At 63.9% G+C, this 17,434-nt stretch carries 15 protein-coding genes; 10 read left to right on the top strand and 5 right to left on the bottom strand.

The annotated features are described in order from the left end of the window. The first annotated feature begins 45 nt into the window (after positions 1–45). The 5 genes from CAG46_RS10960 to CAG46_RS10940 all read left to right on the top strand — a co-directional run bounded on the left by CAG46_RS10960 (position 46) and on the right by CAG46_RS10940 (position 5,828). Complete coding sequence (locus CAG46_RS10960; protein WP_025339012.1) at positions 46–1,050, top strand: VirK/YbjX family protein; 1,005 nt, start codon at positions 46–48, stop codon at positions 1,048–1,050. Between the two features lie 60 nt (positions 1,051–1,110). Next, positions 1,111–2,313 (top strand): glycosyltransferase, encoded by a 1,203-nt coding sequence (locus CAG46_RS10955; protein ID WP_085615596.1) that lies wholly within the window; start codon positions 1,111–1,113, stop codon positions 2,311–2,313. Next, the gene (locus CAG46_RS10950; RefSeq protein WP_085615598.1) at positions 2,310–3,497 is read left to right on the top strand and encodes a glycosyltransferase family 2 protein; all 1,188 of its coding nucleotides are present in this window, start codon (positions 2,310–2,312) and stop codon (positions 3,495–3,497) included. The genes CAG46_RS10955 and CAG46_RS10950 overlap by 4 nt, the downstream gene beginning before the upstream one ends. Beyond that, a complete protein-coding gene (locus tag CAG46_RS10945; RefSeq protein WP_085615600.1) occupies positions 3,497–4,249 on the top strand; it encodes a WecB/TagA/CpsF family glycosyltransferase in 753 nt (250 codons plus the stop codon). Before CAG46_RS10950 ends, CAG46_RS10945 begins: the two co-directional genes overlap by 1 nt. Before the next feature lie 157 nt (positions 4,250–4,406). Continuing rightward, positions 4,407–5,828, top strand: coding sequence for an undecaprenyl-phosphate glucose phosphotransferase (locus CAG46_RS10940; protein WP_085615602.1), 1,422 nt, complete (start codon positions 4,407–4,409; stop codon positions 5,826–5,828). Between the two features lie 181 nt (positions 5,829–6,009). Here the strand turns inward: CAG46_RS10940 and CAG46_RS10935 are convergent, their stop codons facing one another. Continuing rightward, positions 6,010–6,951 carry a LysR substrate-binding domain-containing protein gene (locus CAG46_RS10935; protein WP_075046970.1) on the bottom strand — a complete coding sequence of 314 codons (942 nt, stop codon included), beginning with the start codon at positions 6,949–6,951 and terminating at the stop codon, positions 6,010–6,012. A 146-nt stretch (positions 6,952–7,097) separates the two neighbouring features. On the opposite strand from CAG46_RS10935, the gene CAG46_RS10930 reads away from it, so the two are divergent. Then, complete coding sequence (locus tag CAG46_RS10930) at positions 7,098–8,474, top strand: L-serine ammonia-lyase (protein WP_085615604.1); 1,377 nt, start codon at positions 7,098–7,100, stop codon at positions 8,472–8,474. 140 nt (positions 8,475–8,614) lie between these two features. Here CAG46_RS10930 and CAG46_RS10925 read toward each other — a convergent pair whose 3' ends face one another. Beyond that, positions 8,615–9,292 carry a DUF3313 domain-containing protein gene (locus CAG46_RS10925; protein WP_025339019.1) on the bottom strand — a complete coding sequence of 226 codons (678 nt, stop codon included), beginning with the start codon at positions 9,290–9,292 and terminating at the stop codon, positions 8,615–8,617. 211 nt (positions 9,293–9,503) lie between these two features. On the opposite strand from CAG46_RS10925, the gene CAG46_RS10920 reads away from it, so the two are divergent. After that, positions 9,504–9,887, top strand: coding sequence for a type II toxin-antitoxin system RelE/ParE family toxin (locus tag CAG46_RS10920; protein WP_085615606.1), 384 nt, complete (start codon positions 9,504–9,506; stop codon positions 9,885–9,887). Continuing rightward, a complete protein-coding gene (locus tag CAG46_RS10915; protein WP_085615608.1) occupies positions 9,868–10,173 on the top strand; it encodes a DNA-binding transcriptional regulator in 306 nt (101 codons plus the stop codon). The genes CAG46_RS10920 and CAG46_RS10915 overlap by 20 nt, the downstream gene beginning before the upstream one ends. Before the next feature lie 103 nt (positions 10,174–10,276). Here CAG46_RS10915 and CAG46_RS10910 read toward each other — a convergent pair whose 3' ends face one another. The 3 genes from CAG46_RS10910 to CAG46_RS10900 all read right to left on the bottom strand — a co-directional run bounded on the left by CAG46_RS10910 (position 10,277) and on the right by CAG46_RS10900 (position 14,172). Beyond that, positions 10,277–11,572 carry an FAD-binding oxidoreductase gene (locus CAG46_RS10910; protein ID WP_085615610.1) on the bottom strand — a complete coding sequence of 432 codons (1,296 nt, stop codon included), beginning with the start codon at positions 11,570–11,572 and terminating at the stop codon, positions 10,277–10,279. A gap of 13 nt (positions 11,573–11,585) precedes the next feature. Then, positions 11,586–12,674: a polyamine ABC transporter substrate-binding protein gene (locus tag CAG46_RS10905; protein WP_085615612.1), complete on the bottom strand. Its 1,089-nt coding sequence runs from the start codon at positions 12,672–12,674 to the stop codon at positions 11,586–11,588. A 139-nt stretch (positions 12,675–12,813) separates the two neighbouring features. Next, positions 12,814–14,172 (bottom strand): glutamine synthetase family protein, encoded by a 1,359-nt coding sequence (locus CAG46_RS10900; protein ID WP_025339022.1) that lies wholly within the window; start codon positions 14,170–14,172, stop codon positions 12,814–12,816. A 183-nt stretch (positions 14,173–14,355) separates the two neighbouring features. Between CAG46_RS10900 and CAG46_RS10895 the strand changes: the two genes are divergently transcribed. Beyond that, positions 14,356–15,255, top strand: coding sequence for a helix-turn-helix domain-containing protein (locus CAG46_RS10895; protein ID WP_084785176.1), 900 nt, complete (start codon positions 14,356–14,358; stop codon positions 15,253–15,255). A 164-nt stretch (positions 15,256–15,419) separates the two neighbouring features. Further along, positions 15,420–17,330 (top strand): AAA family ATPase, encoded by a 1,911-nt coding sequence (locus tag CAG46_RS10890; protein ID WP_085615614.1) that lies wholly within the window; start codon positions 15,420–15,422, stop codon positions 17,328–17,330. The last annotated feature ends 104 nt before the right edge of the window (positions 17,331–17,434 follow it).

The raw sequence follows: 17,434 nt of genomic DNA, 5'->3' as shown, positions 1-17,434 counted from the left end.
CTGCTAATTCAATAAGTTATGTGCAGTTCTATGAGAAAGAGGCCCATGATGCTCGGCATGATCGTGAAAAGCGTGTTTACCTTGCAACCGGGCTACTCGTTGCGGGCGCTGAACAACAAGCGCAAGTTGACGCTGCAGATTGCCAGGCAATGGCCTGAGCTGAATGCGTTCCTGCAGCGCATGACGGCGACGCTGGGCCCGCAGGGTTTGCAGCGGCTGGGGGTGGATTGCATCGGTGTCGTGCAGTGGCCTTACCTCAGCAAATGCTGGGAAGCCCCGCAGCGCCTGGAGGTGCTGGCTTCGCACTTCGAAGTGCTGGCCGGGCAGTTTCCGGCGCTGTTGCTGCTGGGGCGGGACGAAAGCCTGACGCTGTGCGAGCTGTCCAGCCATTCGCCGGGCTGCCGCCTGGTGCTGGACCGGCCGATCTGGTTCAAGCGCGAAGGCGAGTTGGTATTGAACCTGTTCCAGGGCGACCTGCGCGTGGCCTCCCTGGCGTTCAGCCTGTGTCGCAGCCAGGGCGAGCTTTGCCTGTTCATCGGTGCCGTGCAGGGCATCCACAAGGGTGTCGACAGCGAAACCTCATTGGCCATCTACCGCGACCTGACCAAGGACTTCGAAGGGTTGCGCCCACGCAGCCTGCTGCTCGAGGCATTGAAGTGCCTGGCCAGGACCCTGGGCGTGGCGCACCTGTATGCCGTCAGTGACGCCTGCCGCCACCATCGGCACGCGTATTTTGGCAACGACAAAGGCCAGGACCTGGCGGCCAATTATGACGTGATCTGGCTGGAGCACGGCGCTACTGCGTCGAACCATGCGGATTTCTTCGCCCTCCCGCTGGCCGCGGTACAGCGGGCGGAACAGGACATCCCGGCGAAGAAACGGGCGATGTACCGCCGCCGCCAGGCGTTGCTCGACGATGTTTTCACCCGCTTGCAGGCCACGTTGCCAGGCAGCGGTCACAACCTTGGACTACAAGGGAAACAGGAGGATGCACCTGACGAGGTGGCATCGGCGGGGCGCCGGCCGCCGGTAATCGACAGCCTGAAGTAACGGCCGGCCCTGCCACGGCAGGCCTGAAGGTTCATTACGCGGGTCTTGATCTGGATTCCTATGCGCATTGCTTATTTCATAAACCAGTACCCGAAGGTCAGCCACAGTTTCATCCGCCGCGAGATCCTGGCGCTGGAGCGCCAGGGGGTTGAGGTGCAGCGTATTGCCCTGCGCGGGTGGGACGCCGAGTTGCAGGATGCCGAGGACTCGAGCGAACAGGCCAGGACCCGCTATGTGCTGCAACGTGGCATCAAGGGCTTGCTGGCACCGTCCTGGCAAGTGCTGCGCGCACAGCCGCGCCGGTTCTTCCAGGCGCTTTGGCTGGCCATGCGCCTTGGCCTGCGGGCCGACCGTGCCTGGCCCTACCACCTGGTCTACCTGGCCGAGGCCTGCCAGGTACTGCAGTGGTTGCAGGCTGGCGAGGCAAAACATGTGCATGCGCATTTCGGCACCAACTCCACCGAGGTGGTGATGCTGGCCAACGTGCTGGGCGGGCCAGCCTACAGCTTTACCGTGCACGGGCCGGAAGAGTTCGACAAACCGCAGTTCCTGCACATGGGCGAGAAGGTGCGGCGTGCCGCATTTGTCGCGGCGGTCAGCTCGTACGGGCGCAGCCAGTTGTTTCGCTGGGTGGCACACGACCACTGGGCCAAGGTGAAGGTGGTGCATTGCGGCCTCGAGCGCAGCTTCCATGAGGTGGCGCCGGTCGGCGTGCCCACGGCGCCACGCCTGGTGTGCGTCGGCCGCCTGTGCGAACAGAAAGGCCAGTTGCTGTTGCTCGAGGCCGCGCGGGTACTGGCCGCCCGGTCGATCGCCTTCGAGCTGGTGCTGGCCGGCGACGGTGAAATGCGTGGGCAGATCGAGGCGTTGATTGCCCGGCATGACTTGCAGCAGCAGGTGCGCATCACTGGCTGGATCAGCAGCGCACAGGTGCGCGAGGAAATCCTTGCGGCGCGTGCGCTGGTGCTGCCCAGCTTTGCCGAGGGGTTGCCGGTGGTGATCATGGAAGCCATGGCCTTGCGCCGGCCAGTACTGACCACCTATGTGGCAGGTATTCCCGAGCTGGTGCGGCCGGGCGAGAACGGCTGGTTGTTCCCTGCCGGCGCCGTGGACGAGCTGGCGGCGGCCATGGCCGACTGCCTGGCGCAACCTGCCGAAGCGCTGCAGCGCATGGGCGAGGCAGCCCGGCAGCGTGTGCTGCAACGGCATGACATCGATACCGAAGCGGCCAGGCTGGCCAGCTATTTCAAGGCATCCGCATGATGAGTGTATTGGCTTGGTTACTGGGCACGCTGGCGGCCATCGCCCTGTTGCCGGTGCTGCTGCTGTTGGTGCAGGTGCTGATGGCTTGCCTGCCCGCGCGCGCGCAGCCGTTGGGCAACAACGCTCGTCCGCAGGTGGCAGTGCTGGTGCCAGCCCATGACGAGGCCTCGATGATTCGTGCCACGCTGGCAAGCATTGCCCCGCAGTTGCGGCCTGGCGACCGCTTGCTGGTGGTGGCGGACAACTGCACTGACGACACCGCGCAACTGGCGCGTGAGGCCGGTGCCGAAGTGGTGGAGCGCCGCGATGCGCGGTTGCGCGGCAAGGGCTACGCCCTGGACGTTGGCGTGCGCCACCTGGCCAGCCAGCCGCCCGAGGTGGTGATCGTGGTGGATGCCGACTGCCAGGTGGATGAGGGGGCGATCGAGCACCTGGCGCGGCGCTACCGCGAGGTCGCTCGCCCGGTGCAGGCGCTGTACCTGATGCACGCATCGGCAGGGGCCGGGCTGGCAGTGCAGGTTGCCGAGTTCGCCTGGCGGGTCAAGAACCTGGTGCGCCCGCGTGGTTGGGCACGGCTGGGCCTGCCTTGCCAGTTGATGGGCGCCGGCATGGCGTTCGGCTGGCGTGACCTGGCCTTGATCGACCTGGCCAACGGGCATCTGGTGGAGGATGTGAAACTGGGCCTGGACCTGTGCCAGCAGGGCAAGCCGCCAGTGTTCTGCCCCGAGGCCGTGGTCAGTAGCCAGTTCCCTGCCAGCCAGCAAGGCTTGGGTAGCCAGCGCACCCGCTGGGAGCATGGGCACCTGAGCCTGATGCTGGCCGATGCGCCCAGGCGTGCGCTGGCCGCAGTCACCCAGCGTAACGGCAGCTTGCTGGCCATGACCCTGGACCTGCTGGTGCCGCCCCTGGCGTTGCTGGTGCTGAGCCTGCTCGGGCTCAACCTGGTGGCCTGGCTGGCGTACCTGCTGTTCGGCCTGGCGGCACCTGCCTGGATCGCCCTTTGCGCGCTGGCATTGCTCGGCCTTGCCGTCGCACTGGCCTGGGCGCGCTTCTGTCGCGAACTGATCCCGTTTTCCGTGCTGCTGTACGCGCCGTTTTACGCCGCAAGGAAGGTCCCCTTGTATCTGGGGTTCCTGGTCAAGCGCCAGGTTGAATGGGTACGTTCGAAACGGGATGAAGACTGATGGCTGAATGGCAGAAACGTTGGAACACCCTTGTCGGCAAGCTGGAAGTGGTGGTGGATACCACTGCCGCGCAGCGCCTGCTGGACAGGCTGAGCGCCCCGGAAGCCGCGACAGTGCTGGGCTTCGTCAATGCCCATGCAATGAACCTGGTGGTGCGCGATGGCGCCTGCCACCAGGCATTGTCGGCGGCCGACGTGCTGCTGCGCGACGGTTCCGGCATGGCGATCCTTTATCGCCGGCTGGGGCTTGAACCGGGGCTCAACATGAATGGCACCGACTTCATTCCTCGGCTCCTGGCCGCCTACCGTGGGCGGCGGGTCGCGTTCTGGGGCACCCGGCAACCTTACCTGGACCAGGCCGTGCAGCGCAGCGCAGCCATGTTCGGGGTGGTGCCAGTGTCGGTCCACGATGGCTTTGCCAGCGTCGATACCTACCTGCAACTGGCCAGGGAGCAACAACCGGAGCTGATCGTGCTGGGCATGGGCATGCCCAGGCAGGAGGTTGTGGCGGCAAGGCTGGCTGCAACTGGCGGGCCGTGCCTGATCGTGTGCGGCGGCGCGATCCTGGATTTTCTCGGCGGCAAGGTCAGCCGGGCGCCTGAGTGGTTGCGGCGGTTGGGCGGGGAGTGGCTGTACCGACTGTTGCGCGAGCCGAAGCGTTTGTTCATGCGTTATGTGGTGGGTAACCCGTTGTTCCTGCTGCGTACCTTGCTGTACCGCCGCGACGGAGGGGCGGCCAGACACCCCGTATGAGCGGCACAATCCGCGCACACTGATGGCGGGTGGCTGCTACAGTGAGATCAATGGGTTGGGGCTGCAGGATTTCGCTTCACGGGCTTTGCATGAGCCGTTGTCAAGTCTTGCTGGTTTGTGGAAGGCACTTGCTGCGCGCAAATTGATGAGGTCTGAAATGGTTCTCGAGCCCAGAAGCAGTCGTTCCTTGCTGCAGAGAAGAAGCAGCGTAAGTAACGCCATTCAGGCCGGCCTCGATGGGATTGCAGTAACCGGTATTGCCTGGTACCTGATCTACGACCAGTTTGGCTACATCACCTCCGATTACGTGATCATGCTGCTGTTGCTGGTTGGCGCCCTGGCAGTCATCTACGATCATTATGCGATCTACCGTACCAACGTTGGCCTTTCCATCAAGGCTTTCCGGCTGTTCAAGGCCTGGTCGGCAACCTTTTGCTTCCTGGTGGTCATGGCTTTCCTGGCCAAGCAGAGCGAAACCTATTCGCGGCTGCTGGTGGTGCAGTTGTTCATCATTGGCTACATCGCCCAGTTGTTCCTGCACTTTGCCGTGCGCGAATTGCAAAAGCGCTTCACCGCCCATGCCCGCCTGGACAACGCCCTGATCATTGGCGCCGGTGACCTGGCCAACTTCCTGTACCAGAAAATCAGCAACAACCCCTGGTTCGGCGAGCGTGTGCTGGGCTGCGTGCTGATCGACAGCGCCGATGAGCCGGGGCGCGAAAGCGCCGACGGCAAGCAGCGCATGCCAGTGCTTGGGCATGTTGCCGAGCTCGACGATGTCGTGGCCCGTTACGGCATCCGCACGGTGTACCTGGTGACTCCACTGGGTGGTTCCGAGGTCATCAATGATGTGTATTTCAAGTTGCTCGACAAGTGCATTGCGGTGAACTGGGTGCCGGATATCTTCTCGTTGCGCCTGATCAACCACAGCGTGCGGGAAATTGCCGGCATTCCCGTGCTGACCTTGTCGGAAACACCGCTGACGGGCATGAGCCTGTTCCTGAAGAACCTCGAGGACAGGGTGTTGGCGGCGCTGATCCTGCTACTGGCATCGCCGGTGTTGCTGGCCGTTGCGCTGGCCATCAAGCTCGATAGCCGCGGCCCGGTGTTCTTCCGCCAGGAACGCACCGGCTGGACCGGGGAAGCGTTCCGCATCTGGAAGTTCAGGAGCATGCATGTCCATCAGCCGGAAGAGGGCGTGGTCAGGCAGGCGCAGAAGAATGACCCGCGGCTGACCCGGGTCGGCGCCTTCATCCGCCGCACCAGCCTGGATGAACTGCCGCAGTTGTTCAATGTGCTGACCGGGGAGATGTCGCTCGTAGGGCCACGGCCGCATGCCTTGCAGCATGACACGCTGTATTCGCAGGACATCGTCGACTACTTTGCCCGCCACAATATCAAACCTGGCATGACCGGACTGGCGCAGGTGCGTGGGTTCAGGGGCGAGACCAGGGATATCGAGCAGATGATCCAGCGGGTGGACTCGGACATCGAGTACATCAACAACTGGTCGCTGTGGCTGGATTTCGTGATTCTGGTGCGCACGTTGAATGCGTTTACCGGCAAGCAGGCCTACTGACGCGCAGATCTCGCAAGCGCTCTGCGCACCCTGTGGGAGCGGGTTTACCCGCGAAGAACCCAACGCGGTGCATGGCACCGGCTGCGCCGGTGTTCGCGGCTAAAGCCGCTCCCACAGGGCCCCTGCTAATTCAATGAGTCATTCGCAATTCCATGACAGTGTGCAAGCGCTCTTGGCTAGCCTAGTCCTTGTTCAGCGGGTGCAACTCCCTGAACCCCCGCGCTTCCTCCACCAGCCAGTCATGCACCGCCCGCGCCCCCGGCTGGTTCAGCCCGCCCGGCGGGTAATGCACCACATAGCGCTTGTGGTTGGCGATCGGCACCCCGAACGGCACGATCAGCGCCCCGCGCTCCAGTTCGTCGTTGAGCAGCGTGCGCCGGGCAATCGCCACGCCAATGCCGGCAATCGCCGCCTCGATGGTCAGGTGGTTGCGGTTGAAGGTATGCCCGCGCCGCACATCCAGGCCGGCGGCGCCGATGCCCTCCAGGTAGAACTCCCATTCGGCATATTCCGAACTGCCGCGCCAGGCCGTGATGTCGTGCAGCAGCGGGTAGTGCGCCAGGTCTGCCGGCCCGTGCAGCGGCGGGCGCCCGCGCAGCAAGGTGGGGGAGCACACGGGGAAGATCTGCTCGTCCAGCAGCGGCGTCGAGAGCATGCCGGGGTAGCTGCCATCGTTCAGGTCGATGGCCAGGTCGAAATCGCCCGGGGTCAACGCCTGGGCACTGTCTTCGGCCACCAGGCGCAGCTCGATGTCCGGGTAGCGTTGCTGAAAGCGCGGCAGGCGAGGCGTGAGCCATTTGGCCAGGAACGACGGGATCGAGCGCAGGCGCAAGGTGCCGCGGATTTCCCCCGCGTCCAGGCGCAGCAGTTCCGCTTCGATGCTGCCGTAGGCTTCGGTCACCGTCTGCGCCAGGCGTTGCCCTTCGGCGCTCAGTTCCACACCGCGCGCCCGGCGCAGGAACAGTCGATAGCCCAGGCGTTCCTCCAGCTGGCGCATCTGTTGGCTGACGGCGCCCGGGGTGATGTGCAGCTCTTCGGCACAGCGGGTGAAGGACAAGTGCCGGGCCGCACAGGCGAACACGTGTAGCCAGACGAATGTCTGGCCATTGAGTTGTCGTCGCATCGTTTAGTACCACTAAAGCCTTGCTTAGGAAGTTTCGTTGGTCATCCATGAGCCAGCGCGGCAGTATCGCGCAAAATCGCAATACCGCTCAATTTCTCCAGATAACCGTGCTGCGGCTTCATACCCGGGCACGGTCAGGCATTAGCATGGCTATCAGTGTTTTCGACCTTTTCAAAATCGGCATCGGGCCGTCCAGTTCCCACACCGTCGGCCCGATGCGGGCGGCGGCTACCTTTGCCCAGGCCCTGCGCGAACAGGGGCTGCTGGCCCGGGCAAGCCGTGTCGAGGTGCGGCTGTACGGGTCGCTGTCGGCCACCGGGGTTGGTCACGCCACCGATCGCGCCTGCCTGCTCGGCCTGATGGGGCAGTGGCCGGACCGTATCGACCCGGCCACCATCGAGTCGCGCATTGGCCAGGTGATGCAGGAGCACTGCCTGATGCTCGATGGCAGCCACCCGCTGGAATTCGAGTACAGCCGCGACATGCTGCTGCTCGACGAGAACCTGCCGTACCACCCCAATGCCATGAGCCTGGAAGCCATGGACGGGCAGGGCAGCCTGTTGCGCCAGACCTACTATTCGGTGGGCGGTGGCTTTATCGTCGAGCAAGCCGAGATCGATGCGCCAGCAGTCGAAGCGAATGCGGTGGTGCTGCCGTACGAGTTCGACAGTGCCGCGCAGTTGCTGGCCTTGTGCAAGGCCCATGGCTTGAGCGTGGCGCAGTTGATGATGGCCAACGAATGTGCCTGGCGCCCGGAGGCCGAGGTACGCGAGGGCCTGCTGCGGATCTGGGACGCCATGCGTGAATGCGTCGACAACGGCCTGCGCAACGAAGGCATCCTGCCGGGCGGGTTGCACGTCAAGCGCCGCGCGGCGCGGCTGCATCGCAGCCTGCAGGAACTGGGCAAGCCCAACGTGATCGGTTCCACCCTCAGCGCCATGGAATGGGTCAACCTGTTCGCCCTGGCGGTGAATGAAGAGAACGCCGCCGGCGGGCGCATGGTCACGGCGCCTACCAATGGTGCGGCTGGCATCATCCCGGCGGTGCTGCACTACTACATGAAGTTCAACCCGGGCGCGTGCGACGCGGACGTGGTGGACTTCCTGCTGGCGGCAGCGGCGGTTGGCATCCTGTGCAAGAAGAACGCGTCGATTTCCGGAGCCGAGGTTGGTTGCCAGGGCGAGGTGGGCTCGGCCTGTTCGATGGCCGCTGCCGGCCTGGCCCAGGTGCTGGGCGCTACGCCGCCGCAATTGGAAAATGCCGCCGAGATTGCCCTGGAACACAACCTTGGGCTGACCTGCGACCCGGTTGGCGGCCTGGTGCAGGTGCCGTGCATCGAGCGCAACGCGATTGCTGCGGTGAAAGCGATCAACGCCGTGCAGATGGCGTTGCGGGGGGATGGCGAGCACTTCATCTCGCTCGACCGGGTGATCCGCACCATGCGTGATACCGGGGCGGACATGCATGCCAACTACAAGGAGACTTCGCGCGGCGGCCTGGCCGTTGCCTTCGTCGAATGCTGACGCGGTCAACTGTAGGAGCGGCCTTGTGTCGCGAAAGGGCTGCGAAGCAGCCCCAGCGATTTCACCTTGAATACGTGGATCTGGGGCCGCTCCGCGCCCCTTCGCGACACAAGGCCGCTCCTACATGGACCAGTGAGGCTTTAGCGGGCTTTCTGCTTCGCTTCCAGGAAGCTCGCACGCATGTCCTTGGCCCAGCCATCCAGCACCGGCTTGACGTCATTCAGGGTCAGCTGCGTGGTCTTGTTCTCCAGATCCTGCCCCGTGCCCTTGCGCACGACCTGGGCCAGCACTTTCTGGCTGGCACCATCGAGGAACGCAGCCTCCACGCCGACATCAACCTCCTGGTCACGGCCGCCCATGGCGGTGTTCACACCGGCTGAAATCAGCGCGATAGGGATGACCTCATAGGGCTTGAGGCCCTCGTTGCTGGTGGACACCGCAGTAATGGCCGGGCGCACCACGATCACGCCCGGGCCGGGGCCCTTGGCCAGCGGTACCACGCTGCCCATTTCACGGCGCAGCGCTTCGTTGAAGTAGCGGGTGATTTCCTGCAGCGTCTGCGCCGAGATGACCGCCGTCGGCTGCGGCCTGGGGTAGAACTGGCTGGGCTCGATGAACACCTGGCTGTACTGGTTGACATTGACCTTGGGGTCGATCCAGCGCATCACCGGGTCACCCGACGGGCTCTTGGTTTCCTGCAGCCGGCTGTAATCCTTGAGGAAGCCGGAGTAGTCCTTTGGGTCCACGCGATTGCTGGAGCAGGCGGCCATGGTAAGCAGTGCGGCGCACAACAGGGTAATGCGGGGCAATGATTTCATGATGAAGATGCATCCATGATAGGTCGGCCAGAACAACGCTAGCAGGTGCGCGACAGTTGGCCAGTGGGCTGGTTCAATCTGTAGTGGGAATTGGCTGCGGTAATGTTCCCAGGCGCGCAAATTCCTACAGTGTCTTGGGACCTCGCTGGCTTTTCAGTTTCTGCCGCCCTTGGAAAACTATGCCCGTTAAGGGTATGGTTGGGGTCCGGTGATGGAAATTTTCAAGCGCAAGGATTTCGCGCGTTGGCAAGCCGCTCACAGGCTCAGCGACGAAGTGCTGTGTAAAGCAGTGGACGAGATGTGCAGGGGCCTGGTCGATGCGAGCCTGGGTGGTGAGTTGTTCAAAAAACGCGTGGCAGCGCATGGTGCGGGAAAGCGCGGCGGTTATCGAACCCTTCTTTCCGCCCGCATCGGCAATCGATGTGTTTTCCTGCATGGCTTTGCCAAAAGTGACAAGGCAAATATCACCTTGGAGGAACAGAAAGCGCTGCGATTCGCTGGCAAAGTCTTTCTGGATTTATCACCGCTAGCGCTCTGCCGGGCGTTGCAGGCGGGTGTGCTGATGGAGGTATGTTGTGAGCAGCAAACTGATTGAATCGTTACGCGAGGACCTTGTCGCTCTGCACGAGGCCGGAGCGATCGGCAAGGTCACGCTTCGGGATTACGAAGCGCTATGCCCTGCACCGGTGCGAGATTTCAGCGCATTGGACATACGCCGTTTGCGCGAGGCACTCAACTTCAGCCAGCCGGTCTTTGCGATGCATTTGCACACGAGCGCATCGACAGTGCGCAAATGGGAGCAGGGCGAGACACGCCCATCGGGACCGGCTTTGAAGCTGCTGAATATCATTAGAAACAAAGGGTTACAGGTTCTTCTTTGAGTCCTTTGTGTGGTTTTTTGAAAGTCCTTTAAAAACAGTGAATTACGGCAATTTTTGAAAAAAATTCTTTAACTTCCGATTCGCAGGCAAGCCCGCTGCCACGTCAACCCAGCACCTCCCGCAGTCGATACCACAACATCCCCAGCGCCAGCAGCGGCGAGCGCAGTGCCTTGCCGCCGGGGAAGGTCAGGTGTGGCACGGCGCTGAACACGTCCAACCCCTGGCTGTGGCCGAGGGCGATGCTTTCGGCCAGCAGTTTCGCCGTCCAGTGCGTCACGTTCAGCCCATGCCCGGAATAGCCCTGGGCGTAGTAAACGTTGGGGTGCTGGCTGAGGCGCCCGACCTGGGGGAAGCGGTTGGCGGTGATGCCGATCATGCCGCCCCACTGGTAGTCGATACGCACGTTGGCCAGCTGCGGGAACACCTTCAGCACCTTGGGCCGCATGTAGGCGGCGATGTCCTTGGGGTCGCGGCCGGAATAGTGGCAGGCGCCGCCGAACAGCAGGCGCCGGTCTGCCGTCAGGCGGTAGTAGTCCAGGCCTACTTTCTGGTCGCACAGCGCCATGTTCTGCGGGATCAGGCTGCTGGCCAGTGACTCGGGCAATGGCTCGGTAGCCACCACGTAGCTGCCGGCCGGCAGCACCTTGCCGCTCAGGCGTGGTTCCAGTTCATCGAGGTGGGCGTTGCAGCCTAGCACCAGGCTGCTTGCCCGCACCTTGCCACGGGCTGTGTGCAGGGTCACGCGGGGGCCGTGCTCGATGCGCAGCACCGGGCTCTGCTCGAAGATGCGTACGCCCAGGCCGCGGGCGGCGCGGGCTTCGCCCTGGACCAGGTCAAGCGGGTGCAGGTGGCCCGAGCCCATGTCCACCAGGCCGCCGGCATACTGCTTGCTGGCGACGATTTCATGCAGCTGGTCGGCACTGACCAGGCGGGTTTCAGGGCGATAACCGAGTGCGGCCAGGTCGTCCTGTTCGTCCTTGAATGCGGCGAACTGCGCTGGGGTATTGGCCAGTTCGCAGAAGCCCCAGCGCAGGTCGCAGGCAATGCCGTACTGGGCGATGCGGCTGGCCACCAGCGCTACCGAATCGATGCCGGCCTGTTTCAGGTAGTGCACGCCGTCCTGGCCGACATGCCGGGCAAAGCCGCTGACGTCATGGCCGATGCCGCGAATCAACTGGCCGCCGTTGCGGCCGCTGGCGCCCCAGCCGATGCGCCGGCCTTCAAGCAGCACCACCGAGAGCCCGCGTTCGGCCAGTTCCAGGGCGGTATTGACCCCGGTCAACCCGCCGCCGACCACGCACACATCGGCGGTCAGTTCGCCGTCCAGGCTGGGATAGGGCGCTGCATCGCGTGCCGTGGCGGCATAGTACGAAGCGGTGTGTTGGGTAGTGAAAGACATGGGCGTTCTCGACTCAGCGGTTGGACTTGATCTTGCTCCAGGAGCGGGTCATGACACGCATGATCTTCGGGCTCGGCGTGCTGGAGATGTACAGCTTGTCCAGCACGTCCTGGGGTGGGTAGATCTCGGGGTTTTTCACCAGCGACGCGTCCATGTAGGCCTGGGCATCGGGGTTGGCGTTGGCATATCCGACCGTGGCGCTGACCTTGGCGATCACCTTGGGATCGAGCAGGTAGTTGATGAACGCCAGGGCCTGTTCGGGGTTGTTGGCGTCCTTGGGGATGGCCAGCAGGTCGAACCACAGGTTGCTGCCTTCCTTGGGAATGCTGTAGGCGACTTTCACGCCGTTTTTCGCCTCCACGGCGCGGTTGGCGGCCTGGAACACGTCGCCGGAGTAGCCGAAGGCCACGCAGACATCGCCATTGGCCAGGTCGGAAACGTACTTGGAGGAGTGGAAGTAGGTGATGTAGGGGCGCAGTTCGAGCAGGCGGGCTTCCGCCTTGGCGTAGTCGGCCGGTTTTTCGCTGCGCGGGTCCATGCCCAGATAGTTGAGCACGGCCGGGAACAGTTCGTCGGGCGAGTCCATGAACGCCACGCCGCACTGCTTGAGCTTTTTCAGATTCTCGGGCTCGAACAGCACCGCCCATGAATCGATATGGTCGACGCCCAGGGCCGCCTTGACCTTGTCGATGTTGTAGCCGATGCCGTTGGTACCCCACAGATAGGGTACGGCGTACTGGTTGCCCGGGTCGTTCTGTTCAAGCTGCTTGAGCAGCTTGGGGTCCAGGTGCTGCCAGTTGGGCAGCTTGCTGCGGTCCAGCGGCAGGAAGGCACCGGCCTGGGCCTGGCGTGCGAGGAAGTGGTTGGATGGCACCACCACGTCATAGCCGGTGCGCCCGGCCAGCAGCTTGCCTTCCAGGGTTTCGTTGGAGTCGAACACGTCATAGACCACCTTGATCCCGCTGCTGGCCTGGAAGTCGGCCACGGTGGTGTCGCCGATGTAGTCGGTCCAGTTGTACACGCTGACCGAGGGAGTGGCCTGGGTGGTGGTGGCGAACAGCAGGGTGAATGCTGTGGGGATCAGGGTTTGCAGATGACGCATGGGGACACCTCGTTGGTCTTGTTCTTGGCGTTCGGTGCAGGGGCTCGTGCCCTGTGGGAGCGGGTTTACCCGCGAATACGTCGTTGAATGCACCACAGCATTCGCGGGTAAACCCGCTCCCACAGGTACCGCGAAAATGTCAGACGCTCAGCATCAGGAATTCACGCTCCCACGAGCTGATCACGCGCTTGTAGTTCTCGTGCTCGGCGCGCTTGACCGCCACGTAACCCTGGACGAACTGCTTGCCCAGGTACTGCTGCACGGTCTCGCAGTCTTCCATGTGCTGCAGGGCGTCCTCGATGGTGATCGGCAGGCGCAGGTTGCGCCGCTCGTAGGCACGGCCCTGCACCGGGGCGCTGGGCTCGATGCGCTCGACCATGCCCAGGTAGCCGCACAGCAGGCTGGCGGCGATGGCCAGGTACGGGTTGGCATCGGCGCCCGGCAGGCGGTTTTCCACGCGCATCGCCTCGGGGCTGGAGGTGGGCACGCGCAGGCCGGCGGTGCGGTTTTCTTCACCCCACTCGACGTTCACCGGTGCCGAGGTGTCCGGCAGGAAGCGGCGGAACGAGTTGACGTTGGGCGCAAACATCGGCAGCAGCTTGGGGATGTACTTCTGCAAACCGCCGATGTGGTACAGGAACAGCTGGCTCATGCTGCCGTCTTCATTGGCGAAGATCGGCTTGCCGGTGGCGATGTCGACCACGCTCTGGTGCAGGTGCATGGCACTGCCGGGCTCGTCGGTGATCGGCTTGGCCATGAAGGTGGCGGCCACGTTGTGCTTGAGCGCGGCTTCACGCATGGTGCGCTTGAACACGGTGATCTGGTCGGCCAGGTCCAGGGCGTCGCCGTGGCGGAAGTTGATCTCCATCTGCGCCGGGCCGTCTTCATGGATCAGCGTGTCCAGGTCCAGGCCCTGGATCTCGCACCAGTCGTAGACGTCTTCGAACAGCGGGTCGAATTCGTTGGCGGCATCGATCGAGAACGACTGGCGGCCGCTTTCGGCACGGCCGGAACGCCCCAGCGGCACTTGCAGTGGCAGGTCTGGGTCTTCGCAGCGCTGGGTCAGGTAGAACTCCATCTCCGGTGCCACGATCGGCTGCCAGCCTTTGTCGGCATACAGCTTGAGCACTTTCTTCAGCACGTTGCGCGGCGACAGCTCGATGGGGTTGCCTTGCTTGTCGAAGGTGTCGTGGATCACGATCGCGGTCGGCTCGATCGCCCACGGGATCTGGTACACGGCGCTCGGGTCTGGGCGGCAGACCATGTCGATGTCGGCGGCATCGAGCAGGTTGTAGTAGATGTCATCGTCAACGTAGTCGCCGGTGACCGTCTGCAGCAGCACGCTTTCGGGCAGGCGCATGCCACGCTCGTGGAGAAACTTGGCGGTGGGCGCGATCTTGCCGCGGGCGATGCCGGTCAGGTCGCTGATCACGCATTCGACTTCGGTGATCCGGTGTTCTTTCAGCCAGGTGGACAGCTGATCGAAGGGGGCGTTCATACAGACCTCTTGGTTGGGTTTTAGTGTGGGAGCAGGCGTGCCAGCGTAAACCGTTCTACGGTTTCGAAGGCGTCCCGCTTCCCAGGTGACGCGCTGGAGACTATCTTGGTCGCAGCCCGCATGGCTGATCTATCCACTTTCTCCGGCAATGAATGCACCAAAAGAGTGCAACTAGGACCGAGCGTGACAACCGCCAATGCCCTGCAAGTCCAGGCTTTCCACACCACCGACGTGACCGAACAAGTACGTGCCACCCCTGGCTGGCAGCAGCAGTACCGGCAGATGTCGCCCGGGCATTTCAGCGGAGAGCTGCGTTGCCTGGGGCTGGACGGGGTGGAGGTATACGAGGAGCGGCTGAACACCCGGGTGGAGCAGTTTTTCCGCGCACCCAGCGGTTCGCTGGCGTTCTGCTTCGACCGCAGCGAGAACAGCCTGTACCTGCTGAACGAACAGAGCCGCAACATCTGGATCACCCCGGAGAATTACCAGGAAGTGGCGGTCGTGTTCGACCAGGCCTTCCTGGCCCGCCATGGGCTGGACCCGCAGCGCCTGGAAGGGTTGTTCATGGTGCCGCTGGGCAGCGGCCAGAACGCGCTGTTCGGCAGCTGGCTGAGCGCGACGCTGACCCGTCTGGGCCAGGCGGATTGCCCGCTGCAGGGGCAGGCCCTGGCGGAGCAACTGCTGGAAGACTGCCTGTTCATCCTCGACAACGCCTGCCAGCGCCTGCAGGGCGTGGCGTTGGGCCGGCGTGACGAGGAACGGGCGATCATGCGCCGGGTGAGCGAGTGGGCGGCTGACTGCCCGGAGGAGACGCTGAACCTGGTGGAGCTGGCGGATGTTGCCGGGGTTTCCCTGCGTCAGTTGCAGCAAGCCTTCAAGGCGTTTACCGGCATGCCGCCGGCGCACTGGTTGCGCCTGCGCCGGCTGAACGGTGCGCGGCGCGATCTGCTGCATGGCGGTGAAGTGACGGTGGCCGAGGTTGCGATGCGTTGGTCGTTCTGGCATTTGGGAAGGTTTTCAGAGAGTTACCGGCAGTTGTTCAAGGAGTTTCCCAGCGAGACCTTGAAGCGGGGCAGGGGCTGAATCTGGTGGTGTAGCTGCTCCCACAGGAGCACCTCAGTGCCAGGCGTTGTGAGGTCCCTGTGGGAGCGGGTTCACCCGCGAAGAGGCCGGCCCAGGCAATACACAACCCAGCATTCCACAGCGAAAATTGCTATCGTGCCGCCCTGATTCCACCCGAGGTGCCGATGTTCTACCTGCCTTTGCCCAGCGACCAGGCCGACCGCCTCGCCAGCGAGCCCACCACCGACTTCTTCACCACCGCCAGCGTCCTCGACGCCGCCGCCGTGCTGTTCGTGCAGAACCTGCCGCGCCAGCCCGCCACCGCCTCGGCGGATGCGCAGGAACGCCGCTTTGCCGAAATAGTGCGCATCGCCAACGAGGTCGAAAGCGCCGCGCCGGGGCGCTTCCAGGGCCAGGTGGCGCAGCACTTCGATCGCGAAGCCTTCGCCATGGGCCTGGGCATGCTGGGCGAAAACGGTATCGCACTGCTGTCGACCGAGGTGGAGTACCAGGCCGACGAGTTGCTGGACGCCGAGGGCCGGTGGAACTTCCAGTTCGCCGACAGCTACCGCCAGCGGGCGACTCCGCTGCACCCGGTGTACCTGCCGTCACTGGCCAGCGACCTGATGCTCAGCGACCAACAGAACCGCCTGCTGCGCGAATTCCTCAGTGGTATCGATGAGTCGGTGGCGGTACAGGGCTTTGCCGGCACCGGCAAGACCTTCCTGATTCACCAGTTCGCGCGCCTGCTCGAGCCGCAGCGCACGCTGTTGCTGGCCTTGACCGAAGGCCAGCTGCGCGCGCTGCAGGCGCGGGTCAAGGATGCCGCCGCCTACACCGCACTGACCTTCGGCCAGCTGGCCGACGAGCTGCTCAACCGCGACCTCACCAGCAACGGCTGGCGCCTGCGCGACCCGTATCGCACCAAGCTGTCGTGGCGCCCGCAGGATGCGCAGGTGGTACGTTGGCTGGCCATCCCCGACATCGGCCCGCTCGCCGCGCGCGATGTGGTTGCCTTGTGCATCCGCGCGGTGCGCACGTTCTGCCACAGCGCCGACACCCAGCTGCAGTTGCACCACCTGCCCTGGGCCGGGCCGGGGACCACGCCACTGGACCAGGAAGTGTTGCTGGAAAAGGCACGGCTGTACTGGCAGGAGCTGATTCGCCCGTCGGCACGGGAAATCCAGTTGCCGGTGCGCGACTACCACCGGGTCAAACTGCTGTCGCTGACTGGTCAAGTGATCGACAGCCGCTACACCCATGTCATCGTCGACGAGGCCCACGAGCTGTCGGCACCGATGCTTGCCGTGCTCGACCGCAGCCCGCAGTCGATCATTGCCCTGGGTGACGAGCTGCAGAACCTCAACGGCCTCAGCGCGCACCATGGCGGCTTCATCCGCCAGCGTTACATCGACCACTCGCTGCGGGCCGGCCCGGCTATGGACAACGTGCTCAACCCGCTGATCCAGGCCCACCCGGCGGCGATCCAGGCAGCCTTCAGCGGCAGCGCCGAGCATTACACGCGGGTCAGCTTCTTCGATGCGGTGACGGTGCCGGAACAGCCCACGGCGTTGATCGTCGACGATGAATGGGGCCTGTTTGGCTGGTTCCAGCGCCTGACCCACCAGGGCGTGCCGTTCGTGCTGCTGAAAAGCGCGCGCAAGGACTTCGAGCTGTTCGTCGAAGACTGCATCGAGCTGTACCGCCATGGCACCCGGCCGCGTCACCCGATGCTGTTCCGCTATGCCAGCTGGCAGGCGCTGGAGCAGGACAAGGGTGATGACAAGGCGTTCGTCGCCGTGGCCAACATGCTGCGCAAGGGCTACACGCCAGAGCACTTTGCCAGGGCCAAGAGCCGTTACCGTTGGGACAAGGCGCCCAAGCTGTTCCTGGGGCGGGTGCGGGATGTGAAGAACATGGAGTTCGCCCGGGTGATGGTGTCGCCGGAGCTGATGGTAGCGCCGCAGGTGGCGGGGAACCGCAATGAACGGGCGCGGATGCTGGCGGGGTTGTACACCGCCTGTTCGCGGGCGCGGCATGAACTGATCGTGCCGGGGGGGATGCTGGACTGGGTCAAGGACCAGGTTCGGGATTGAGGCCCTGGGGCCGCATTGCGGCCCTTCAAAGTCCTTGTGGGAGCGGGTTCACCCGCGAACACCGGCGTAGCCGGTGCCTGGCACCGTGTCGCCTGATTCGCGGG

The sequence above is a fragment of the Pseudomonas sp. B23(2017) genome (genome assembly GCF_002113725.1).
Classification (GTDB): domain Bacteria; phylum Pseudomonadota; class Gammaproteobacteria; order Pseudomonadales; family Pseudomonadaceae; genus Aquipseudomonas; species Aquipseudomonas putida_Z.
The sequence above is the reverse complement of the archived record's forward strand: the minus strand, read 5'-3'. Positions and strand labels throughout refer to the sequence as shown.

Excerpts from the sequence above, each read along its gene's own strand:
- CAG46_RS10940 (WP_085615602.1), top strand. The coding sequence starts at position 4,407 with ATGGTTCTCGAGCCCAGAAGCAGTCGTTCCTTGCTGCAGAGAAGAAGC.
- CAG46_RS10950 (WP_085615598.1), top strand. The coding sequence starts at position 2,310 with ATGATGAGTGTATTGGCTTGGTTACTGGGCACGCTGGCGGCCATCGCC.
- CAG46_RS10910 (WP_085615610.1), bottom strand. The coding sequence starts at position 11,572 with ATGTCTTTCACTACCCAACACACCGCTTCGTACTATGCCGCCACGGCA.
- CAG46_RS10955 (WP_085615596.1), top strand. The coding sequence starts at position 1,111 with ATGCGCATTGCTTATTTCATAAACCAGTACCCGAAGGTCAGCCACAGT.
- CAG46_RS10925 (WP_025339019.1), bottom strand. The coding sequence starts at position 9,292 with ATGAAATCATTGCCCCGCATTACCCTGTTGTGCGCCGCACTGCTTACC.
- CAG46_RS10890 (WP_085615614.1), top strand. The coding sequence starts at position 15,420 with ATGTTCTACCTGCCTTTGCCCAGCGACCAGGCCGACCGCCTCGCCAGC.
- CAG46_RS10945 (WP_085615600.1), top strand. The coding sequence starts at position 3,497 with ATGGCTGAATGGCAGAAACGTTGGAACACCCTTGTCGGCAAGCTGGAA.
- CAG46_RS10930 (WP_085615604.1), top strand. The coding sequence starts at position 7,098 with ATGGCTATCAGTGTTTTCGACCTTTTCAAAATCGGCATCGGGCCGTCC.
- CAG46_RS10900 (WP_025339022.1), bottom strand. The coding sequence starts at position 14,172 with ATGAACGCCCCCTTCGATCAGCTGTCCACCTGGCTGAAAGAACACCGG.
- CAG46_RS10905 (WP_085615612.1), bottom strand. The coding sequence starts at position 12,674 with ATGCGTCATCTGCAAACCCTGATCCCCACAGCATTCACCCTGCTGTTC.
- CAG46_RS10935 (WP_075046970.1), bottom strand. The coding sequence starts at position 6,951 with ATGCGACGACAACTCAATGGCCAGACATTCGTCTGGCTACACGTGTTC.
- CAG46_RS10920 (WP_085615606.1), top strand. The coding sequence starts at position 9,504 with ATGGAAATTTTCAAGCGCAAGGATTTCGCGCGTTGGCAAGCCGCTCAC.
- CAG46_RS10960 (WP_025339012.1), top strand. The coding sequence starts at position 46 with ATGATGCTCGGCATGATCGTGAAAAGCGTGTTTACCTTGCAACCGGGC.